Source organism: Jatrophihabitans sp. GAS493 (genome assembly GCF_900230215.1).
Lineage (GTDB): Bacteria > Actinomycetota > Actinomycetes > Mycobacteriales > Jatrophihabitantaceae > MT45.
The window spans coordinates 1,599,284-1,616,967 of record NZ_LT907982.1; the positions used below are offsets into that span (position 1 = coordinate 1,599,284).

At 68.5% G+C, this 17,684-nt stretch carries 15 protein-coding genes; 10 read left to right on the forward strand and 5 right to left on the reverse strand.

What is annotated here, in order from left to right; translation table 11 throughout:
- Window positions 1-45 precede the first annotated feature (45 nt).
- Together CPH63_RS07260 and CPH63_RS07265 are read left to right on the forward strand one after the other, a co-directional pair.
- Complete coding sequence (locus CPH63_RS07260) at window positions 46-1,431, forward strand: HNH endonuclease signature motif containing protein (protein ID WP_157749353.1); 1,386 nt, start codon at window positions 46-48, stop codon at window positions 1,429-1,431.
- Between the two features lie 56 nt (window positions 1,432-1,487).
- Window positions 1,488-1,991: a MarR family winged helix-turn-helix transcriptional regulator gene (locus tag CPH63_RS07265; protein WP_206745658.1), complete on the forward strand. Its 504-nt coding sequence runs from the start codon at window positions 1,488-1,490 to the stop codon at window positions 1,989-1,991.
- On the opposite strand, the gene CPH63_RS07270 is transcribed toward CPH63_RS07265, so the two are convergent.
- The 4 genes from CPH63_RS07270 to CPH63_RS07285 are packed head-to-tail and all read right to left on the reverse strand — an operon-like array spanning window position 1,966 to window position 5,975.
- Window positions 1,966-2,718, reverse strand: a complete 753-nt coding sequence (locus tag CPH63_RS07270; protein WP_096302290.1) for a helical backbone metal receptor — start codon at window positions 2,716-2,718, stop codon at window positions 1,966-1,968. The two genes, CPH63_RS07265 and CPH63_RS07270, sit on opposite strands and share 26 nt — an antisense overlap.
- Window positions 2,719-2,744: 26 nt before the next feature.
- Window positions 2,745-4,382: a phospho-sugar mutase gene (locus CPH63_RS07275; RefSeq protein ID WP_096302291.1), complete on the reverse strand. Its 1,638-nt coding sequence runs from the start codon at window positions 4,380-4,382 to the stop codon at window positions 2,745-2,747.
- Window positions 4,375-5,181: an NAD(P)-dependent oxidoreductase gene (locus CPH63_RS07280; protein ID WP_197704611.1), complete on the reverse strand. Its 807-nt coding sequence runs from the start codon at window positions 5,179-5,181 to the stop codon at window positions 4,375-4,377. Before CPH63_RS07280 ends, CPH63_RS07275 begins: the two co-directional genes overlap by 8 nt.
- Complete coding sequence (locus CPH63_RS07285) at window positions 5,178-5,975, reverse strand: purine-nucleoside phosphorylase (RefSeq protein WP_241895836.1); 798 nt, start codon at window positions 5,973-5,975, stop codon at window positions 5,178-5,180. The genes CPH63_RS07280 and CPH63_RS07285 overlap by 4 nt, the downstream gene beginning before the upstream one ends.
- A 70-nt stretch (window positions 5,976-6,045) precedes the next feature.
- Here CPH63_RS07285 and CPH63_RS07290 point away from each other — a divergent pair, with 70 nt between their 5' ends.
- The 7 genes from CPH63_RS07290 to CPH63_RS07320 all read left to right on the forward strand — a co-directional run bounded on the left by CPH63_RS07290 (window position 6,046) and on the right by CPH63_RS07320 (window position 16,256).
- Window positions 6,046-7,947 (forward strand): methylmalonyl-CoA mutase family protein, encoded by a 1,902-nt coding sequence (locus CPH63_RS07290; protein ID WP_096302293.1) that lies wholly within the window; start codon window positions 6,046-6,048, stop codon window positions 7,945-7,947.
- Window positions 7,944-10,121: a methylmalonyl-CoA mutase gene (scpA, locus tag CPH63_RS07295; protein WP_096302294.1), complete on the forward strand. Its 2,178-nt coding sequence runs from the start codon at window positions 7,944-7,946 to the stop codon at window positions 10,119-10,121. The genes CPH63_RS07290 and scpA overlap by 4 nt, the downstream gene beginning before the upstream one ends.
- 7 nt (window positions 10,122-10,128) lie before the next feature.
- Window positions 10,129-11,094, forward strand: a complete 966-nt coding sequence (gene meaB, locus CPH63_RS07300; protein WP_096302295.1) for a methylmalonyl Co-A mutase-associated GTPase MeaB — start codon at window positions 10,129-10,131, stop codon at window positions 11,092-11,094.
- A gap of 281 nt (window positions 11,095-11,375) precedes the next feature.
- Window positions 11,376-12,374: a hypothetical protein gene (locus CPH63_RS07305; RefSeq protein ID WP_096302296.1), complete on the forward strand. Its 999-nt coding sequence runs from the start codon at window positions 11,376-11,378 to the stop codon at window positions 12,372-12,374.
- 76 nt (window positions 12,375-12,450) lie between these two features.
- Window positions 12,451-13,863, forward strand: coding sequence for a DUF2252 domain-containing protein (locus tag CPH63_RS07310; RefSeq protein ID WP_096302297.1), 1,413 nt, complete (start codon window positions 12,451-12,453; stop codon window positions 13,861-13,863).
- Between the two features lie 63 nt (window positions 13,864-13,926).
- Window positions 13,927-15,063 (forward strand): glutamate--cysteine ligase, encoded by a 1,137-nt coding sequence (locus tag CPH63_RS07315; protein ID WP_096305003.1) that lies wholly within the window; start codon window positions 13,927-13,929, stop codon window positions 15,061-15,063.
- A complete protein-coding gene (locus tag CPH63_RS07320) occupies window positions 15,060-16,256 on the forward strand; it encodes an amidohydrolase (protein WP_096302298.1) in 1,197 nt (398 codons plus the stop codon). The genes CPH63_RS07315 and CPH63_RS07320 overlap by 4 nt, the downstream gene beginning before the upstream one ends.
- Here CPH63_RS07320 and CPH63_RS07325 read toward each other — a convergent pair.
- The gene (locus CPH63_RS07325) at window positions 16,253-16,750 is read right to left on the reverse strand and encodes a hypothetical protein (protein ID WP_157749354.1); all 498 of its coding nucleotides are present in this window, start codon (window positions 16,748-16,750) and stop codon (window positions 16,253-16,255) included. The two genes, CPH63_RS07320 and CPH63_RS07325, sit on opposite strands and share 4 nt — an antisense overlap.
- Before the next feature lie 244 nt (window positions 16,751-16,994).
- Between CPH63_RS07325 and CPH63_RS07330 the strand changes: the two genes are divergently transcribed.
- Window positions 16,995-17,666: a GntR family transcriptional regulator gene (locus tag CPH63_RS07330; RefSeq protein ID WP_157749355.1), complete on the forward strand. Its 672-nt coding sequence runs from the start codon at window positions 16,995-16,997 to the stop codon at window positions 17,664-17,666.
- The last annotated feature ends 18 nt before the right edge of the window (window positions 17,667-17,684 follow it).

A 17,684-nucleotide genomic window follows, 5' to 3' on the forward strand; every position in this document is an offset into this window, starting at 1 on the left:
GCGTCTCTCTCGGCGAACACAGCGTCTCATCTCCCTCTGACAGTCTTGGATGTTCTTGCCTTCCCGAATGAGTTCGCCCAGCACTTCGCCCAATCCGATCCGGATCCAGCGGATCTGCCGTTACTCAGCTTGCTCGAGTCGCGAGCGCTGACGGCGGCCGGCCGGGTTGATCTGCTGATCGCGCTGCGACGCCATACCGCGGCCTTGAACGCCGCGACGACGGTCGGGTTGGCGGTGATGGTGGAGCGCGTCACCGACGACGGGTTGAGCCTGGAGATGGGTCATGCCTGCGCCAACGCCGAGATCTCAACAGCGTTGATGATCTCCCCGCGGGTGGCGGCGTTCGAACTGTCACACGCCGCACAGTTGGTCACCAGGCTCCCGGCCGCGATGGGCCTCCTCAAACGCGGTGTGATCACCGATGCTCATGCCACGGTGCTGGCCCGGGAGACGGTCGGTGTCGATGACCAGGCTGTCGTCGATCGGGTCGAGGCGAGCGTGTTGGGTCGGGCGCCAGATCAGACCCCACAGCTCTTCGCGAAATCTGTGAAACGCGCGGTGATCAAGCACAATCACGTGACGGTGGAGAAGCAGCACAAGGATGCCGTTGCTAAACGTACGGTCGAGCACACACCCCGACCGGATGGGATGGGTGAGATCTGGGCCCTCTTGCCGGCGGAGGACGCAGCCGCGGTGATGACCACGGTCCGGGCGTTGACCGCGCGGAAGCGCGCTGGCGATCCGCGGACCGCGGACCAACGCCGCGCCGATGCGTTTACCCAAGTTTTCATCGACAGTCTGAACACCCCGGGAAGGCTGGCGACGCAGCACGGGCTGCGCCCTACCGTTCAGGTAACCGTCGCGATGACCACACTGATGGGCGCCAACGAACTCCCCGGTGACCTCGAGGGTCATGGACCGATCCCGGCGTCGGTGGCGCGGCGGATCGCCGCCGACCCAACCGGCACCTGGCGGCGGTTGATCACTGACCCCGCCACCGGAGAACTCCTCGAATACGGCCGCACTCGCTATACCCCGCCGCGGGATTTAGCCGATTTCGTCATCGCGAGGGATCAGCTCTGCTCCTTCCCGACCTGCAGCGTCTCCGCGAGACAGTCGGACCTCGACCACCGCGTCAGGTTCCCCGACGGGCCTACGAACAAGCACAATATGGACCCCAAGTGCCGATGCCACCATCGCCTCAAACACGAAACCGGATGGAAGGCGACAGCGACCCGGGATGAGACCGGCAATCGCTACGAGTGGCGATCTCCGACGGGTCATACCTACCGGAATGTCACCCCGCAGCTCCACGACCCCGACGCCAATCACTGGCAACCCGACGATGTAGGCGGCCCCGAGCGCGACGACGGCGACCGGTCGGCATCTGGCAACCCGAGTCCCGCCGACGATGATCCGCCACCCTTCTAAGCCCGTTCGGTCGCGCCGAACGGACTGCCCGAGCTGCGGTAGCTAGGATCACTTCCGTGACCGAGGATGTTCCGCCCATCGATCCGATCTATGAGGCCCGGCGGCAGTGGGCCGCGCACGGTTGGGATGACGCCGCGGACGGTATGGCCATCGTCACCGGAATCACCCGGGTGCATCAGATCTTCATGGGTCGTGTCGACGCGGTGTTGCGGCCGATGGGGCTCACCTTCGCCCGCTACGAGTTGCTCGTCCTGCTCTCCTTCAGCCGCAAGGGTGCGATGACGATGAAGCGGATCGGTTCACTGCTGCAGGTCCATCCGACCAGCGTCACCAGCGTGGTGGATCGGTTGGAGAGCCAGGGTTTCGTGCAGCGCCGCGCCGATACCGACGATGGTCGATCGGTTCGCGTCCACCTGCTCAAGCCCGGCCGTCGCATCGCGGCCGAAGCGACCGAGGTGCTCAACGCCGAGGTCTTCGAAAAGCTTGGTCTGAAATCCCGAGACCTGCAGTCACTCGCCCGAATCCTCACCGGAATCAGGAGTTCGGCAGGAGATTTCTGAGTTCGTCGCGCGCCGTGGCCAGCGACGGGCCGTACCAGGTCAGCAGCCGCCCGGGAACCAGGGCGGTCTCGACCTGGGGGAAGCACTCGGGGCCGTCGACGGCCGAGAAGGCATAGGGTTCATCGGGAAGAACCACCAGCCGGGGTCCGGCCGCCAGAATCTCCTCCACCGACACGTGCGGGTAGCGCGAGGAGCTCGCGCCGAAGACGTTCTCCAGGCCCAGGCGCTCGGCCAGATCCCCGGTGAACGTCGAATGCCCGACCACCATCCACGGTTCTCGCCACACGGCGATGGCCGTGGGCCGGCGTCGCTCCGGCACCGGCGCGCCCCAGGCGGCGTCGGCATCGGTGAGCCACTGCGGCGCCGACCAGCCCAGCGCCTCGGTGAAGAGGCGGCGCAGTGAGATCAGCGCCTGGGCCACCGTCTCGATCTCGGTAACCCAGACCGGCACGCCCGCCGATCGCAGCCGGTTGACGTCGATGAGGCGGTTCTCCTCCTTGTTGGCCAGCACAATCTCCGGCCGCAGGGCGATGATCGCGGCGGTATCCGGATTCTTGGTGCCGCGAATGCGCGTGCTGCTCAGGTCGGCGGGGTGCGTGCACCACTCGGTGACCGCGACCAGCGCCGACGGGTCGACACTGGCCACCGACTCGGTGAGCGACGGCACCAGCGAGACGATCCGGCTCACGTGGTTGGGCAGCTCCACCCTGGTGCCGAGGTCGTCCACCGCACTCCGAAGACCCGAGTGGGACGTCACTCCAGACCCAGCGCAGCGCTCATCTCGCCGCGGAGCCGGGTCAGCAGGCCCCGTGCCGTCGCGGCGGACTCCTCGGCCGACGCGGCGGTAACCACAACTTCGAGGTAGGCCTTCAGCTTCGGCTCCGTGCCGGACGGGCGAACCACTACCCGTCCCGACGCCCATCGCAGCCGCACGCCGTCGGTCGCCGGCAGCAACTCCTCGACGCTGACCGCCGACCCGAGCAGCGAGGTCGGCGGGTGCGCCCGCAGCCGGGCCATCGCGTCGGTGATCATCGACAGGTCCTCGACCCGGTAGGAGAGCTGGTCAGTGGCGAAGAGCCCGTATTTCTCGGCCAATTCGTCCAGGCGCCCGGCCAACGACGAGCCGGCGGCGGCCAGCGAGGCGGCCAACTCGGCCACCAGCAATCCGGCGCTCACACCGTCCTTGTCCCGCACCAGCCCGGGAGCGACTGCGTACCCCAATGCCTCTTCGTAGGCGAAGGCCAGATCCGGTGCGGCGCGGGAGAGCCACTTGAACCCGGTCAGCGTCTCGGCATAGCCCACGCCGGCATCGGCGGCCAGCACCGACAGCAGGGAAGAGGAGACGATCGTGGTGGCATACGTTCCGACAACTCCCTTGCGGATAAGGGCATCGGCCAGCAGTACCCCGACCTCGTCGCCGCGCAGCATCCGCCAGCCATCGGCGAATACCGCGGCCACCCCGCAGCGGTCGGCATCCGGGTCATTGGCGATCACGACATCGGCACCGGTTGACTTAGCCGTAGCCAGGGCCAGATCCAACGCGCCCGGCTCCTCGGGGTTGGGGAAGGCGACCGTCGGGAAGTCCGGGTCAGGTCGGGTCTGCTCCTCGACCTCGATGACGTCGCCGAAACCGGCGGCGGCCAGCACCCGCGTCATCACCTCGGTGCCCACCCCGTGCATCGCGGTATGCACGATCCGCACGTCCCGCGGTCCGTCGGCGATGAGCCCGACCACTGCGGCGACGTAGCGGTCGACCACGTCTGACTCGACCACGCGGTACGTCTGGCTCAGCGGCAGCGCTCGGACGGAGCCGACGCCCCGGATCGCCGCCTCGATCTCGGCGTCCACCGGCGGCACGATCTGTGCCCCGTCGCCGACATACACCTTGTAGCCATTGTCCTGCGGCGGGTTGTGCGAGGCGGTCACCATGATCCCGACGGCGGCCCCGAAGTGCAGCACGCTGAAGGCCAGCACCGGGGTGGGCAGCGGCCGCGGAAGCACGAGAACTTCGTAGCCGGCGGCGGCGAGAATTCCCGCAGAATCATGGGCGAAGTCATACGAACCGTGGCGCGCGTCGTAGCCGATCACGACGGTTGCGCCAGCTGAACCGTGCCCGGCCAGCCAGCTGGCGATGCCGGCCGCGGTGCGGCGCACCACCGCCCGGTTCATGCCGTTCGGGCCGGACCGGATCGGGCCCCGCAGTCCGGCCGTGCCGAAGGCGAGTGGCCCACTGAAGCGATCGGCCAGCTCTGCCCAGTCGCCCGCGTCGATCAGCCCCTGCAGCGACGCGGCGGCCGCCGGATCGATCTCGTCGGCGATCCAGGCTGAGACGGTAGCGGCGAGCGCCGCGGTGTCGACACCCGCACGCCCGGCGCCGGTCTGATCAGCCACGGGCCCGCACTTCGTCGATGCCGAAGCCGGTAGTGGTGAAGCCGCCGCCCACCAGGTCGTCGGAGGCGAACGCCGGGCTCTCGGTGAGCTGTGAGGCGAAGGCCTCGGCGTCGTCCACCGGCCGATAACCTATGGCGAATCCCTCCTCCAGAGACCACCAGCGCCGGGTGTTGGCCGAGACCCCCCAGACGACCGAGTAATCGACCTCGGTGCGTAGCGCCGCGTCGACCAGGCGGGTGAAGTCGTCGGGGGAGAGCCAGGTAGAGAGTGCGCGGTGATCGGGCGGCGTCCAGTCACAGGTGCCGATCCGCAGGCAGCTCACGGTCATGCCGTAGCGCTCGACGTAGTAGCGACCGAGAGCCTCGCCGAAGATCTTGCTCACCCCGTAGAGGGTGTCCGGACGGCCGGCGCCGGCCACGGCGAGCGCAGCTGCCGGGGACGCGTCGCCGCGCGGAGTGAAGCCGACGGCGTGGTTGCTGGAGGCGTAGACGACCCGGGAGACACCGGCTCGCCGGGCCGCCTCGAAGAGCTGATAGACGCCCTCGAAGTTGGCTGAACGGATGCGTTCCCAGACGGCCTCGGTCGGCTGGCCGCCCAGGTGCACGATCGCCTCCACCGCGCCGTCGGCCAGCGCCGCGTCCAGAGCCGTCGGGTCGGCCACGTCGGCGATGATCGTCTCCGAATCGTCGGGCGAGTGCGGCACCAGATCCAGCAGGCGCAGGTCCCAGCCGCTCGCCCCGAGGCGCTGGCGCAGCATGGTGCCCAACCGCCCGGACGAGCCGGTGAGCAGAACGGTCACAGCTTCTCGATGAACTCGGCCAGCAGCCCGCCCATCCGGGTCGCCGCGGCCAGCCCGGCCGCCAGCACCTCCTGATGGTCCAGCGGCTCTCCGGTGATCCCGGCGGCGAGGTTGGTCACCAGCGAGAGCCCGAGCACCGAGCACCCCTCAGCGTGCGCCGCGATCGCCTCCAGGACGGTCGACATGCCGACCAGATCCGCGCCCAGGATGCCGGCCATCCGCACCTCGGCCGGGGTCTCGTACTGCGGACCGTGGAACATCGCGTAGACGCCTGAAGTGAGCGAGGGATCGATCGAGAGCATCAGCTCGCGCAACCGCTTCGAGTAGACGTCGGTGAGGTCGACGAAGCGTGGACCGAGCAGCGGGGTCTGCCAGGTGAGATTGAGGTGATCGCTGATAAGCACCGGATCGCCGACGGCCATCCCCGGTCGCAGCCCGCCGCAGGCGTTGGTCAGCACAACCGTCTTGCATCCGGCGGCCGCCGCCACCCGCACCCCGTGCACCACCGGCGCGACGCCGCGCCCCTCGTAGAGGTGCGTGCGTCCGAGGAAGGCCAGTACCCGCTTGCCGGCGACGTTCAGGGAACGGATCCGTCCGGCATGCCCGGCCACCGCGGGCGGCAGGAAGCCGGGCAGGTCGGTCACCGGAAACTCGTGAGTAGCTACGCCCAGGGCCTCGACGGCCGGTACCCACCCCGAGCCGAGCACGATCGCCACGTCGTGCTGGTCGACGCCGGTGAGGCGGGCGAGCTGGTCAGCGGCGGCGCGCGCGTCGGGCGCGGGATCTGTTGTCACAGAGCATGAGCCTACGAGATATCGGCCACTACCGGCTGAAATGGCTGCGGATTGACCTAATATCTCGCTCATGACGGCGCCGTCGGAACACCTCGACCATCATGACCATCTTGACCATCTTGATCTGGCCGCCGATTTTCCACCCGCATCGCGCGACCAGTGGCGTGACCTGGTCGCTGGGGTATTGAGAAAATCTGGCACCCCCGAAGCTGAGCTCGACGCTGCTCTCGGCGGCCCCGAGCAGGTGCTGGCCTCGCGCACCTACGACGGCATCAGCATCGCGCCGCTCTACACCCGCGAGGATGCCCCGGCCGTCGGCACCGGCCTGCCCGGTCAGTCGCCGTTCGTCCGTGGCGCCACCGACGACGACAACGTCCTCGGCTGGGACGTCCGGCAGCGGCACGCCACCCACGACCCGCAGCGGACGAATCGGGCCATCCTCACCGACCTCGAGAACGGCGTGACCTCGGTCTGGCTGAGCATCGGCGACGGTGCGATCGCCGTCGCCGATCTCCCGATCGTGCTCAACGACGTCTACCTCGATCTGGCCCCGATCGCGCTGGACGCCGGCCCGGAGACGGAGCCGGCAGCCCAGGCCCTGCTAAGCCTCTTCGCTCAGCGCCAGGTACCGGCGGAGGACGTGCTCGGCACGCTCGGCGCCGACCCGATCGGATACGCCGCCCGCTCCGGCACTGCGGCCGACCTCGACCTGGTCGCCCGGGTCACCGCACTGGCGGCCGCCTACCCGCAGCTGCGTAGCGCCACCGTCGACGCGAGCGTCTATCACGACTCCGGAGCCAGCGACTCCGACGAGATCGCGATCGCGGCCTCGGTCGGGGTGAGCTACCTGCGGGTCCTCACCGCCGCCGGGCTCAGCGTCGACGATGCCCTGGACCGGCTGGAATTCCGCTACGCCGTCACCGACGACCAGTTCAACTCGATCGCCAAGCTGCGCGCGGCCCGCCGGATCTGGGACCGCGTCGGCGAGCTCAGCGGGGCGACGCCGTCGCACCGCGGCCAGCTGCAGCACGCCGTGACCTCGGCCGCGATGCTGACCCAGCGCGACCCGGCGGTGAACATGCTGCGGGCCACCATCGGCTGCTTCGCGGCCGCCGTCGGTGGCGCCCGTTCGATCACGGTGGCTCCCTACGACGCCGCAATCGGGCTCCCGGATGACCTGGCCCGTCGCATCGCCCGCAACACCCAGTCGGTGCTGCACGACGAGTCGAGCCTCGGACGGGTTACCGATCCGGCCGGCGGCTCCTGGTACGTCGAATCGCTCACCGACGCGCTGGCCGAGACGGCCTGGCAGAAGTTCACCGCCCTTGAACGGGATGGTGGGGCGGCCAATCTGGCCGCCGTCGATGCGCTGATCGCTCCGACCCGGGCCGAGCGGGCGCTCAACATCGCCCACCGCCGGGACCCGATCACCGGGGTCAGCGAGTTCCCGGCCCTGCAGGAGGAGCTGCTGGCCCGCGAACCAGCCGCTCCGGCGCCGGCCGGGGGGCTGCCCGTGCTGCGTTACGCTGCCGAATTCGAGGCCCTGCGTGACCGGGCCGATGCTGCGTTGGCTGCCTCCGGGGTACGTCCGAAGGTCTTCCTGGCCGCACTCGGGCCGGTGGCCGCGCACAGCGGACGCGCCGGCTTCGCCGGCAACCTCTTCGCCGCCGGCGGCCTGGAGTCCGTGGTGGGGACGGGGGAGGTCGACGACCTGGTCGCGGCATTCCGCGACAGCGGCGCCACCGTGGCCTGCCTCTGCTCCTCCGACCGGCTCTACGCCGACGGGGCCGCCCCGGTGGCCAGCGCGCTCAAGGCGGCCGGCGCGACCCGCCTGTGGCTCGCCGGCCAGCCCGGAGAGCGGGCCGAGAGTGATGCCGCCGCCGGGGTCGATGGGTACCTCTTCGCCGGCTGCAACGCGCTGGACGTGCTGACGACTAGCCTCGAACTGACCCTGCACGAGGGAGCGTCATGACATCGATTCCTGACTTCGGCGACGCCGCCCTGGGCACGCCTGCGCCGAGCGCCGGACACATTCCCACCCACCGCCCGGTCTGGCACACCCCCGAAGGCATCGACGTGCCGTCGCTCTACACCGCGACCGACCTGGAAGACGTCGATTTCTTAGGGACGTTCCCGGGGGTCAAGCCCTTCCTGCGCGGCCCCTACCCGACCATGTACGTCAACCAGCCGTGGACGATCCGTCAGTACGCCGGTTTCTCGACGGCCAGTGAATCCAACGCCTTCTACCGGCGCAACCTCGCCGCCGGGCAGAAGGGCCTCTCGGTCGCCTTCGACCTGCCGACCCATCGCGGCTACGACAGCGACAACCCGCGCGTGATCGGCGACGTCGGGATGGCCGGTGTCGCGATCGACTCCATCTACGACATGCGCGAACTCTTCAGCGGAATCCCGCTGGACAAGATGAGCGTCTCGATGACGATGAACGGCGCGGTGCTTCCGGTGCTGGCCCTCTTCGTGGTGGCGGCCGAGGAGCAGGGCGTCGCCCCCGAGCAGCTCACAGGCACCATTCAGAACGACATCCTCAAAGAGTTCATGGTGCGCAACACCTATATTTATCCGCCTACTCCGTCGATGCGGATCATCTCCGACATCTTCAGTTACACCTCGGAGCGGATGCCGAAGTTCAACTCCATCTCCATCTCCGGCTACCACATCCAGGAGGCCGGAGCTACGGCCGATCTGGAGCTGGCCTACACGCTGGCCGACGGCGTGGAGTACCTGCAGGCCGGCCAGGGGGCGGGCCTGGACATCGACAAGTTCGCACCGCGCCTGTCGTTCTTCTGGGCCATCGGGATGAACTTCTTCATGGAGGTCGCCAAGATGCGGGCCGGGCGACTGCTCTGGGCCAAGCTGGTCAAGGAGTTCGAGCCGAAGAGCGACAAGTCTCTGTCGCTGCGCACGCACTGCCAGACCTCCGGCTGGTCGCTCACCGCGCAGGACGTCTACAACAACGTGATCCGCACCTGTATCGAGGCGATGGCCGCGACCCAGGGGCACACCCAGTCACTGCACACCAACGCCCTCGACGAGGCGCTGGCCCTGCCGACCGACTACTCAGCGCGAATCGCCCGCAATACCCAGCTGTTGCTGCAGCAGGAGTCGGGCACCACCCGGGTCATCGACCCGTGGGGCGGCAGCGCCTACGTCGAGAAGCTGACCTACGACCTGGCCCGCAAGGCCTGGGGGCACATCCAGGAGGTCCGGGCCGCCGGTGGCATGGCGCAGGCCATCGACGCCGGGCTGCCGAAGCTGCGCATCGAGGAGGCGGCGGCCCGCACCCAGGCCCGCATCGACTCCGGGCGGCAGCCGGTCATCGGCGTGAACAAGTACCGCCCCGAGAACGAAGAGATGATGGACGTTCTCAAGATCGACAACGCGTCGGTGCGCCAGCAGCAGGTGGAGAAGCTGCGCCGGCTGCGCGAGGAGCGCGACAACGACGAGACCCTCGCCGCCCTCGACCGCCTCACCAACGCCGCCGGTGCGGCGCTGGAGGGGACGCGCCCGGCCGGATTGGAGCAGAATCTGCTGCATCTGGCGATCGACGCCGCGCGGGCCAAGGCGACCGTCGGTGAGATCAGTGACGCGCTGGAGAAGGTCTATGGTCGGCATGCGGGCCAGATCCGCACGATCTCCGGGGTTTACCGGGAGGAGGCAGGGAACGTGAGTGTCATCTCCGAGGCCCGGGCGGCCACCGACGAGTTCGAGGCCGAGCACGGCCGCCGTCCCCGCATCCTGGTCGCCAAGATGGGTCAGGACGGCCACGACCGCGGCCAGAAGGTGATCGCCACCGCCTTCGCCGACCTCGGCTTCGACGTGGACGTGGGCCCGCTCTTCCAGACCCCGGCTGAGGTGGCCCGGCAGGCCATCGAAGCCGACGTGCACGTGGTGGGCGTGAACTCGCTGGCCGCCGGGCACCTCACCCTGGTTCCGGCGCTTCGCGACGAGCTCGCCGCGTTGGGTCGCCCGGATGTACTCATCGTGGTCGGCGGTGTCATCCCGCCGCAGGACTTCGACGAGCTGCGGGCCGCCGGGGCTGCCGCGATCTTCCCGCCCGGCACCGTCATCGCACCGGCCGCCCTGGAACTGCTGGACATCCTGGCGAAGCAGCTCTCCTCCGCGGGCTGAGCGGGAGATGGATCTCTCCACTCGGGTCGAACAGATAATCAAAGGTGATCGGGCCGCCATCGGCCGGGCCATCACCCTGGTCGAGTCGCGCCGGGCCGATCACCGCGAGGCGGCTCAGGAGCTGCTGGCGGCGCTGCTCCCGCACACCGGCAACGCGCAGCGGGTGGGCATCACCGGGGTGCCGGGCGTCGGCAAGTCGACCTTCATCGACGCCCTGGGCAGCAACCTGACGGCCGCCGGGCACCGGGTCGCCGTGCTCGCCGTCGACCCGTCCTCCAGCCGTACCGGCGGCAGCATCCTCGGTGACAAGACCCGGATGAGCCGGCTGGCCACCGACGAGAACGCCTTCGTCCGGCCGTCTCCCAGTTCCGGGACGCTCGGTGGGGTTGCCGCCGCCACCCGCGAGTCGATGATCGTGATGGAGGCCGCCGGCTACGACGTGGTGCTGGTCGAGACCGTCGGCGTCGGCCAGTCGGAGTTCGTGGTGGCCGACATGGTGGACACCTTCCTCTTCCTCACCCTGGCCCGCACCGGGGATTCACTGCAGGGGATGAAGCGCGGCATCCTGGAGATCGCCGACGTCATCGCGGTGAACAAGGCCGACGGTCCGGCTGAGCAGGAGAGCCAGCGGGCCGCGCGGGAACTGTCGGCCGCACTGCGGTTGCTGCGCGGTGAGGATGGCGACTGGCAGACGCCGGTGCTCACCTGCAGCGGCCTCAACAACCTGGACCTGGACAAGGTCTGGCAGAAGATCAGCAGGCACCGGGTCCACCTGGTCGACAGCGGCGAACTGGAGCGCAAACGCCGCCGGCAGTTGGTGGACTGGACCCGCGGTATGGTCCGCGACCGGCTGCTGGCCCGGCTGGCCGCGGAGGGAGTGCGGCAGGTGGTGAGCGCGCAGGAGGAGGCGGTCCTGGAAGGCAGCGTCACGCCCGTTCAGGCCGCCGATGAGATTCTGCGCGCTCTGGAATAGCGCCTGAACAGCGCCGGAACAGCGACTGCACGTGGGAATCACCTAAGAACGGCGCAAGTTGTCTGTGACAGACCTTCCCGTTGTCATACCCCGGCTCTAGGCTCGGGACTTCGGCGGAGCGTTCCGCCGAATGGGAGGCCCGGCTCGTCGGGCTGCGGGAGGGACACATCGTGGGACAAGTACGTGCAAAATCGGCCAGCCGAGCGTTCGGCCCGAGTCGAGCCATCGTGGCCGGATTGCTATTCGGCCTGACATTGACGGTGCTAAGTGCAACTCTGGACGTGACTGCGGCGAACGCCGCTGAGCCCGCCGGTGCCGTCACGGTTGCTCCGGTGGGCACGGCCACCAAGCCGCTGGCCCAGCGCAGCGTTCACTCGGGGCTGGCCCGCTCTCGTGTTTCGGTAGCCGTACCGAGCCATCTGGTCGAAGTGGCAGTCGCCTGGGTCTCAGCCGATGGCCGGGCTGGCGGCCAGAGCGCAACGGTGACCGGCGGTGGACTCACCTGGCGGCTGGCCGGCCGGGCCAACGCCTCAGCCGGTGATGCCGAGGCGTGGTACGCCACGACGGTCGGTGTGCCATTCACCGTCACGGCGGTCGCCGCGCAGCCCGGGCTGGGAATCCAGCTTGCGGTGAGCACCTACACCGGCGCCAGCGGTATCGGTGCCGTCACCTCGGTCAGCGGCGAGAGCGGCGCACCGTCGGCCGGTCTGACACCGCAGGCGAACGGGTCGATCGTCGCCGCCGTCGGGATGGATTGGGACTGGGCGATTCTGCGGACCCCAGCTCCGGGGAACACCATCGACCGCCAGGACACTGACTCAGACCAGGACACCTACTGGGAGCAGCACCTAGACGCCCGATCGCAGAGCGGCACCGCGGTCACCATCGCAGACACGGCCCCGACGGCGGACGAATGGAATCTGGTTGCCATCGAGGTGCTCTCGGCCAATCCTCCGCCGACCTGCAAGACGGCAGCGGACACCGTCGAAGGCAAGAAGGCCGCCGTGTTCCTCACACTCAATGTCAGCTGGTGCTACACGCCGGCTGGCGTTGTCTCCAGCAATGCCACCTACAGCTACACGCCGGCTCGGAACGCCAGCTATTACTACGCTCAGCTGAACAAGAACGTCTACGCCACCGGCGAGGTCGGGTTCGGGTCCAGTGTGAGCTACTCCTACTTCAATCTGGATCTGGGGACCACCGACGGGGAGATCCTGGTCCTGAACGCGCTCATCGATACGCGCGGGCAATTATCCTTCAACCAGAACACCGGCGGCTAGCGCGCTCAGCTGTCTCGGACGCGCTATCACCCGTCTCGGATGATGAGAAGGCGGGTTACCGGGTGCAGGGTGAGTTGTGGCCACCATAATCTCTGACGTCCCGCACCTCACGCCCAAGGAGCACCAGCAGTTGGGCAAGGACGCTCGCAAGGCGCTGCCTCGAGAGGAGATCGGCGTCTGGGCGCCGACCGCGTCACGGGTGAATCCGACGCAGATGCTCCTTGACCAGGCTGTGACCCGGGTACCCGAGCTCATTCCGATTCGGCACGCCCGAATGCTGGTCTCGCCGTTCACGTTCTTCCGCGGCGCCGCCGGCATCATGGCGGCCGACCTTGGCAACCGGGTAAACACCGGCCTCATCGCGCAGTTGGCCGGTGACGCCCACCTCTCCAACTTCGGCGGCTTCGCCACCGCCGAACGTGAGCTGATCTTCGACCTCAACGACTTCGACGAGACGCTGCCCGGGCCGTTCGAGTGGGATCTCAAGCGTCTGGCGGCGAGCCTGGCGGTGGCCGGACGGGAGATCGGGCTGAGCGAACAGCAGCGCCGCCGGGTCACCACCGGCTCGGTCGCGGCCTACCGCAATGCGATGCGCGACTTCGCTCAGATGCGCCACACCGAGGTCTGGAATCAGCGACTGGATGCCGATGACGTGCTGCGGCGGCTGGCCAGCGACGGCGGCGCCAAGCGCGTGACCAACTTCAGCCGCGTGATGGCGAAGGCCCGCAGTCGGGACAACCTGCGGGCGCAGGCCAAGCTCGCCACCCAGGTCGACGGACGGGCGCAGCTGATCAGCGCCCCGCCGCTGATGGTCCGCATCGACGAGCTGGCCAGTGCCGAGGTGCTGCTGGAGACGCATGACCGGGTGGCCGAGATGCTCGTGCAGTACCGGCGCAGCCTGGCCGTGGAGCGAGGCCGCCTGGTCGGGCTGTACCGCTACGTGGACGCCGCGCGCAAGGTCGTCGGCGTGGGTAGCGTCGGGACCCGCTGCTGGGTGGTGCTGCTGGAGGGTCGCGACGAGCACGACCCGCTACTGCTGCAGGTGAAGCAGGCGGAGGCTTCGGTACTCGAGGGGCACCTGCCGCCGAGTGAATATCGCGAGCACGGTCGCCGAGTGGTCGAGGGGCAGCGGCTGATGCAGGCCGCCGGTGACCCGCTGCTCGGCTGGTTCCGCACCGCCGGCTTCGACGGGGTCGAGCGGGACTTCTACGTCCGGCAGCTGTGGGACTGGAAGATCTCGCCCGATATCGCGTCGATGGACGCTCCCGGGCTTGGCATCTATGCGCAGATGTGTGGCTGGACGCTGGCCCGGGCCCACGCCCGATCCGGTGATCGGGGGGCGATCGCCGGCTATCTGGGCAAGAGCGAGGTCGTCGACCAGGCGCTGGCCGACTTCGCCGAGGTCTACGCCGATCAGAACGAAGAGGACTACCAGCAGGTACTGCTGGCCGCCGAGAACGGGCTGATCCCGATCGCGCTGGAGTTCTGAGAAGCGCGAGAACTCCTTCGCCGACTCGGCCGGATGAGACCGGTCGGGGGATACGCTCGGCTGATGCGCATCGATTTCAATCCGTCGTCGCACACCAGTCTCGGTGTCGAGTGGGAGCTTGAGCTGGTCGATCGCGATTCCCGCGAGCTAGTCAGCGCCTCCGACGACATCCTGGCGACGCTCTCTCCCGACGGTGACGGTGAGCATCCCAAGGCCAAGCACGAATTGCTGCAGTCCTGCGTCGAGGTGATCACCGGCATCTGCGAGACGGTCGCGCAGGCGCGGGCCGATCTGGCCGAGACGGTGGCCGATGTGGCGGCGGTGGCGGAGAAGCAGAACGTCGGGTTGATCTGCTCCGGCACGCACCCGACCAGCGACTGGGCCGACCAGCAGGTTACCGACACCGATCGCTATATCGGGCTGATGACCCGCAACCAGATCGTCGCCCGGCAGATGCAGATCTTCGGCGTGCACGTGCACTGCGGGGTGCGGTCGGAGCGCAAGGCGCTACCCATCGTCAATGCACTGATGACGTATGTGCCGCATTTTCTTGCCCTTTCTGCCTCGAGTCCCTATTGGGTGGGCGTCGACACCGGTCTGGCCTCCTATCGCAGCAAGATCTTCGAATCGCTGCCGACGGCCGGACTGCCCTATCAACTCGCAGGCTGGGGCGACTTCGAGGGGTACGTGGAGGCGCTCATCTCCAGCGGCGCCATCGAGACGATGCGGGAGGTGTGGTGGGACATCCGCCCGCACGCCGGCTTCGGCACCGTCGAGCTGCGCATCTGCGACGGGCTGCCTTCGCTGGACGAGATCGCCTGTGTGGCCGCCCTGGCCCAGTGTCTGGTCGAGCGCTTCGACAAGCAACTCGATGAGGGTTACACGCTGCCGGCGCCACTACCCTGGCTGGCCCGGGAGAACAAGTGGCGAGCCGCCCGCTACGGGCTGGATGCCGAGATAATCGTGGACAATTCCGGTGTCGTGATGCCGGTCGTACAGGCGCTGACCAACCTCGTGGAGGACCTGCTCCCCACCGCCCAGCGGCTGGACTGCGCCGACGAGCTGACTTCGATCGTCGCCCTCATGCAGCGCGGGGCGAGCTACCAGCGGCAGCGGGACGCGGCGAAGGCCAGCGGTGGTGACCTGACAGCGGTGGTCGACCTTTTGCTGGCTGAGATGAGCGGAGGGCTTGACCTGTGAGTTCGGAGAATGCCCCGGTTGAGACTGACGAGACGGCTCCCACTGACCTGATAGCGCTTCGCCGCGATCTGCATCGCCATCCTGAGCTGGGCTTCGCCGAGGTGCGGACCACCGGCGTCATCGTGGACTGGCTGCAGGCGCTCGGGCTCAGCCCGAAGGTGCTGCCGGGCGGCACCGGCGTGCTCTGTGAGATCGGATCGGTGGGGCCGCTCATCGGGTTGCGGGCGGACATCGACGCGCTGCCGCTGCCGGATCTGAAGGAGGTCGACTACCGCTCCGAGAACGACGGAGTCGCCCACGCCTGCGGGCACGACGCGCACACTACGATCCTGCTCGGTGCGGCCGTCGAGCTGGCGCGGCTGCAGCGCCAGGGTGTTCTCCCCGGCCGGATCCGGCTCATCTTCCAGCCGGCCGAGGAGACGGTGCCCGGTGGAGCGTTGGCCGTCAAGGATGCCGACGCCCTCACCGATGTCCAGCAGATCTATGCGCTGCACTGCGACCCCCGGCTGGACGCCGGACGCATCGGCGTACGGGTCGGGGCGATCACCGCGGCCTGCGACCGGTTGGATGTGACCCTCTCCGGCGCCGGCGGCCACACCAGCCGCCCGCAGCTCACCGCCGACATCGTCTATGCGCTGGGGCGGCTGATCACCGATCTCCCGGGCTTGCTGGGGCGACGCGTCGATCCCCGGGCTGCCCTCTCGCTGGTCTGGGGCTCGGTTCGCGCCGGCAGCGCGGCCAATGCGATCCCGCCGATCGGCAGCGCATCGGCGACGGTGCGGATGCTGGGGCGGGTCGAGTGGGAGCAGGCCGAGACGCTGGTCTGTCAGCTGATCGACGAGATCGTGGCCCCCACCGGTGCCACCGTCGCGACCGTCTACGAGCGGGGCGTCCCGCCGGTGGTGAACGATGCCGGCTGTGTCGCCGTGCAGCGCCGGGCCATCGTCGACGCGCTCGGACCGTTCGCCCTGGCCACCACCGAGCAGAGCATGGGCGGTGAGGACTTCGCCTGGTATCTGGACAACGTGCCCGGTGCGCTGGCCCGTCTTGGCGTGCGTTCGCCGGGCGCGTCGCAGACGGTGGACCTGCACCGCTCTAACTTCGACATCGACGAGTCGGCGCTGGAGATCGGCGTGAAGTACACGGTGGCCCTGGCCGTCACTGCGCTGGGAGATCTGGCGTCGGAGGGTTAGTCCTCGCGCCGGCGGTCGGTCTCGCCGAAGGCCCGGGTCACCGACTTGAGCATCGACAGGCAGACCACCATCAGGGTGATCAGCAGTGGTGTCATGAGCAGGATCCGTCCGGCCGAGAGGCCGGCGGCGGCGAAGACGGCGAGTCCGGAGATTGCCAGGGTGGCTAGGGCCAGCGCCCAGGTCAGCCGGAGCAGCGAGCGGGCGGTTCCGGTGCCGGCGCGTTGCTGCTGACGCTCTCGGCGCTGCAGAGCGGAGCGGATGCCGTCCAGTTCGCGCAACCCGCCCGCGGCGGCGACGGGTTGCCGGCCGGCGAGCAGCAGCAGCCGGATGTGGTCGATGCGGTCGCGTTCGACGACGCTCAGCAGCGGGTGTGTCTCGAGCGAATCGGCCAGCCGGAGCGCGTCGCCGCGCTGGCCGCCATCGCCGCCAGCCGGCCTCTCGGCGGGACTACCCGCTGGGGTCAGGCCCGGGTTGACCGTCGGGTTCTGAGTCATGTCGGTACCTCCATCCACGTTGCGAACTGTCTTGCCAACTGGCGTTCACTGGAGCGGTTAAACGTGGTGGTCGCGGCGCTGCGGCCGAAAGCGGTGGCGCATCCTCAGTATGGCAGTTAACAACAGCCATATGTCAATAGTCGTTGGTCAACTGTTGTAGGACAAAGTAACAATCGCGTGTCCATTCGTCGTGTTGTTTGTGTCGCCGGTACCTGGCGCCTCAAATTGGTGCAACCATGGGCGGGTGACGCTGTCTCAGCTGCAGAATATCGCCCCGGTCGACCGGATTTCGGTGGTCGAGGAGGTCACCACGCGGCTGCTTCACATCATCCTGGACGGCCGGCTGAAGGCTGGCGACGCGGTCTCCGAGGACGAGGTTAAGAACGCGCTGCAGGTGTCCCGGGTCACGGCGCGCAGCGCGATCGCCGAATTGACCGCTCGCGGCATCCTCGACAAGGACGCCAATCGCCCGGCCCGGGTCAAGACGATCAACCACCACGAGGTGCGCAATCTCTATCGGGCCCGGATGCCGGTTGAGCTGGAGGCGGTGCGCTTCTTCACCCATCGCGGCGGTGCGCTGGACCCCGGCATGGAGGCCTCCATCGACGCGCTGGCCGAGGCCGAGCACTCCCTCGGCCACCTCAGGATCCAGTACAACCTCGACTTCCACCGGTTGCTGGTGGCCGGCACCGGGAATCCCTGGCTGCTGCGCTGCTACACCTCGATCGAGGGTGGCCTGCAGCTCGCCCTCGCCCAATCGGTGGACCACCCGACCTGCCTGGAGACGGCCGAGGTGCACCGGGCCCTTCTCAAGGAGCTGACGGTCGGCAACTGGACGCACGCACGCGACGCGATGATCGAACATCTCAAGGAGTCCAAGCGCGGTGTGGCCGACTCGATGAACCGCAGCGGGTGACGGGCTAAACAGCTGAGA

Coding starts and splice junctions, on each gene's coding strand:
- meaB (WP_096302295.1), top strand. CDS start 10,129: ATGGATCTCTCCACTCGGGTCGAACAGATAATCAAAGGTGATCGGGCC.
- CPH63_RS07325 (WP_157749354.1), bottom strand. CDS start 16,750: ATGACTCAGAACCCGACGGTCAACCCGGGCCTGACCCCAGCGGGTAGT.
- CPH63_RS07290 (WP_096302293.1), top strand. CDS start 6,046: ATGACGGCGCCGTCGGAACACCTCGACCATCATGACCATCTTGACCAT.
- CPH63_RS07315 (WP_096305003.1), top strand. CDS start 13,927: ATGCGCATCGATTTCAATCCGTCGTCGCACACCAGTCTCGGTGTCGAG.
- scpA (WP_096302294.1), top strand. CDS start 7,944: ATGACATCGATTCCTGACTTCGGCGACGCCGCCCTGGGCACGCCTGCG.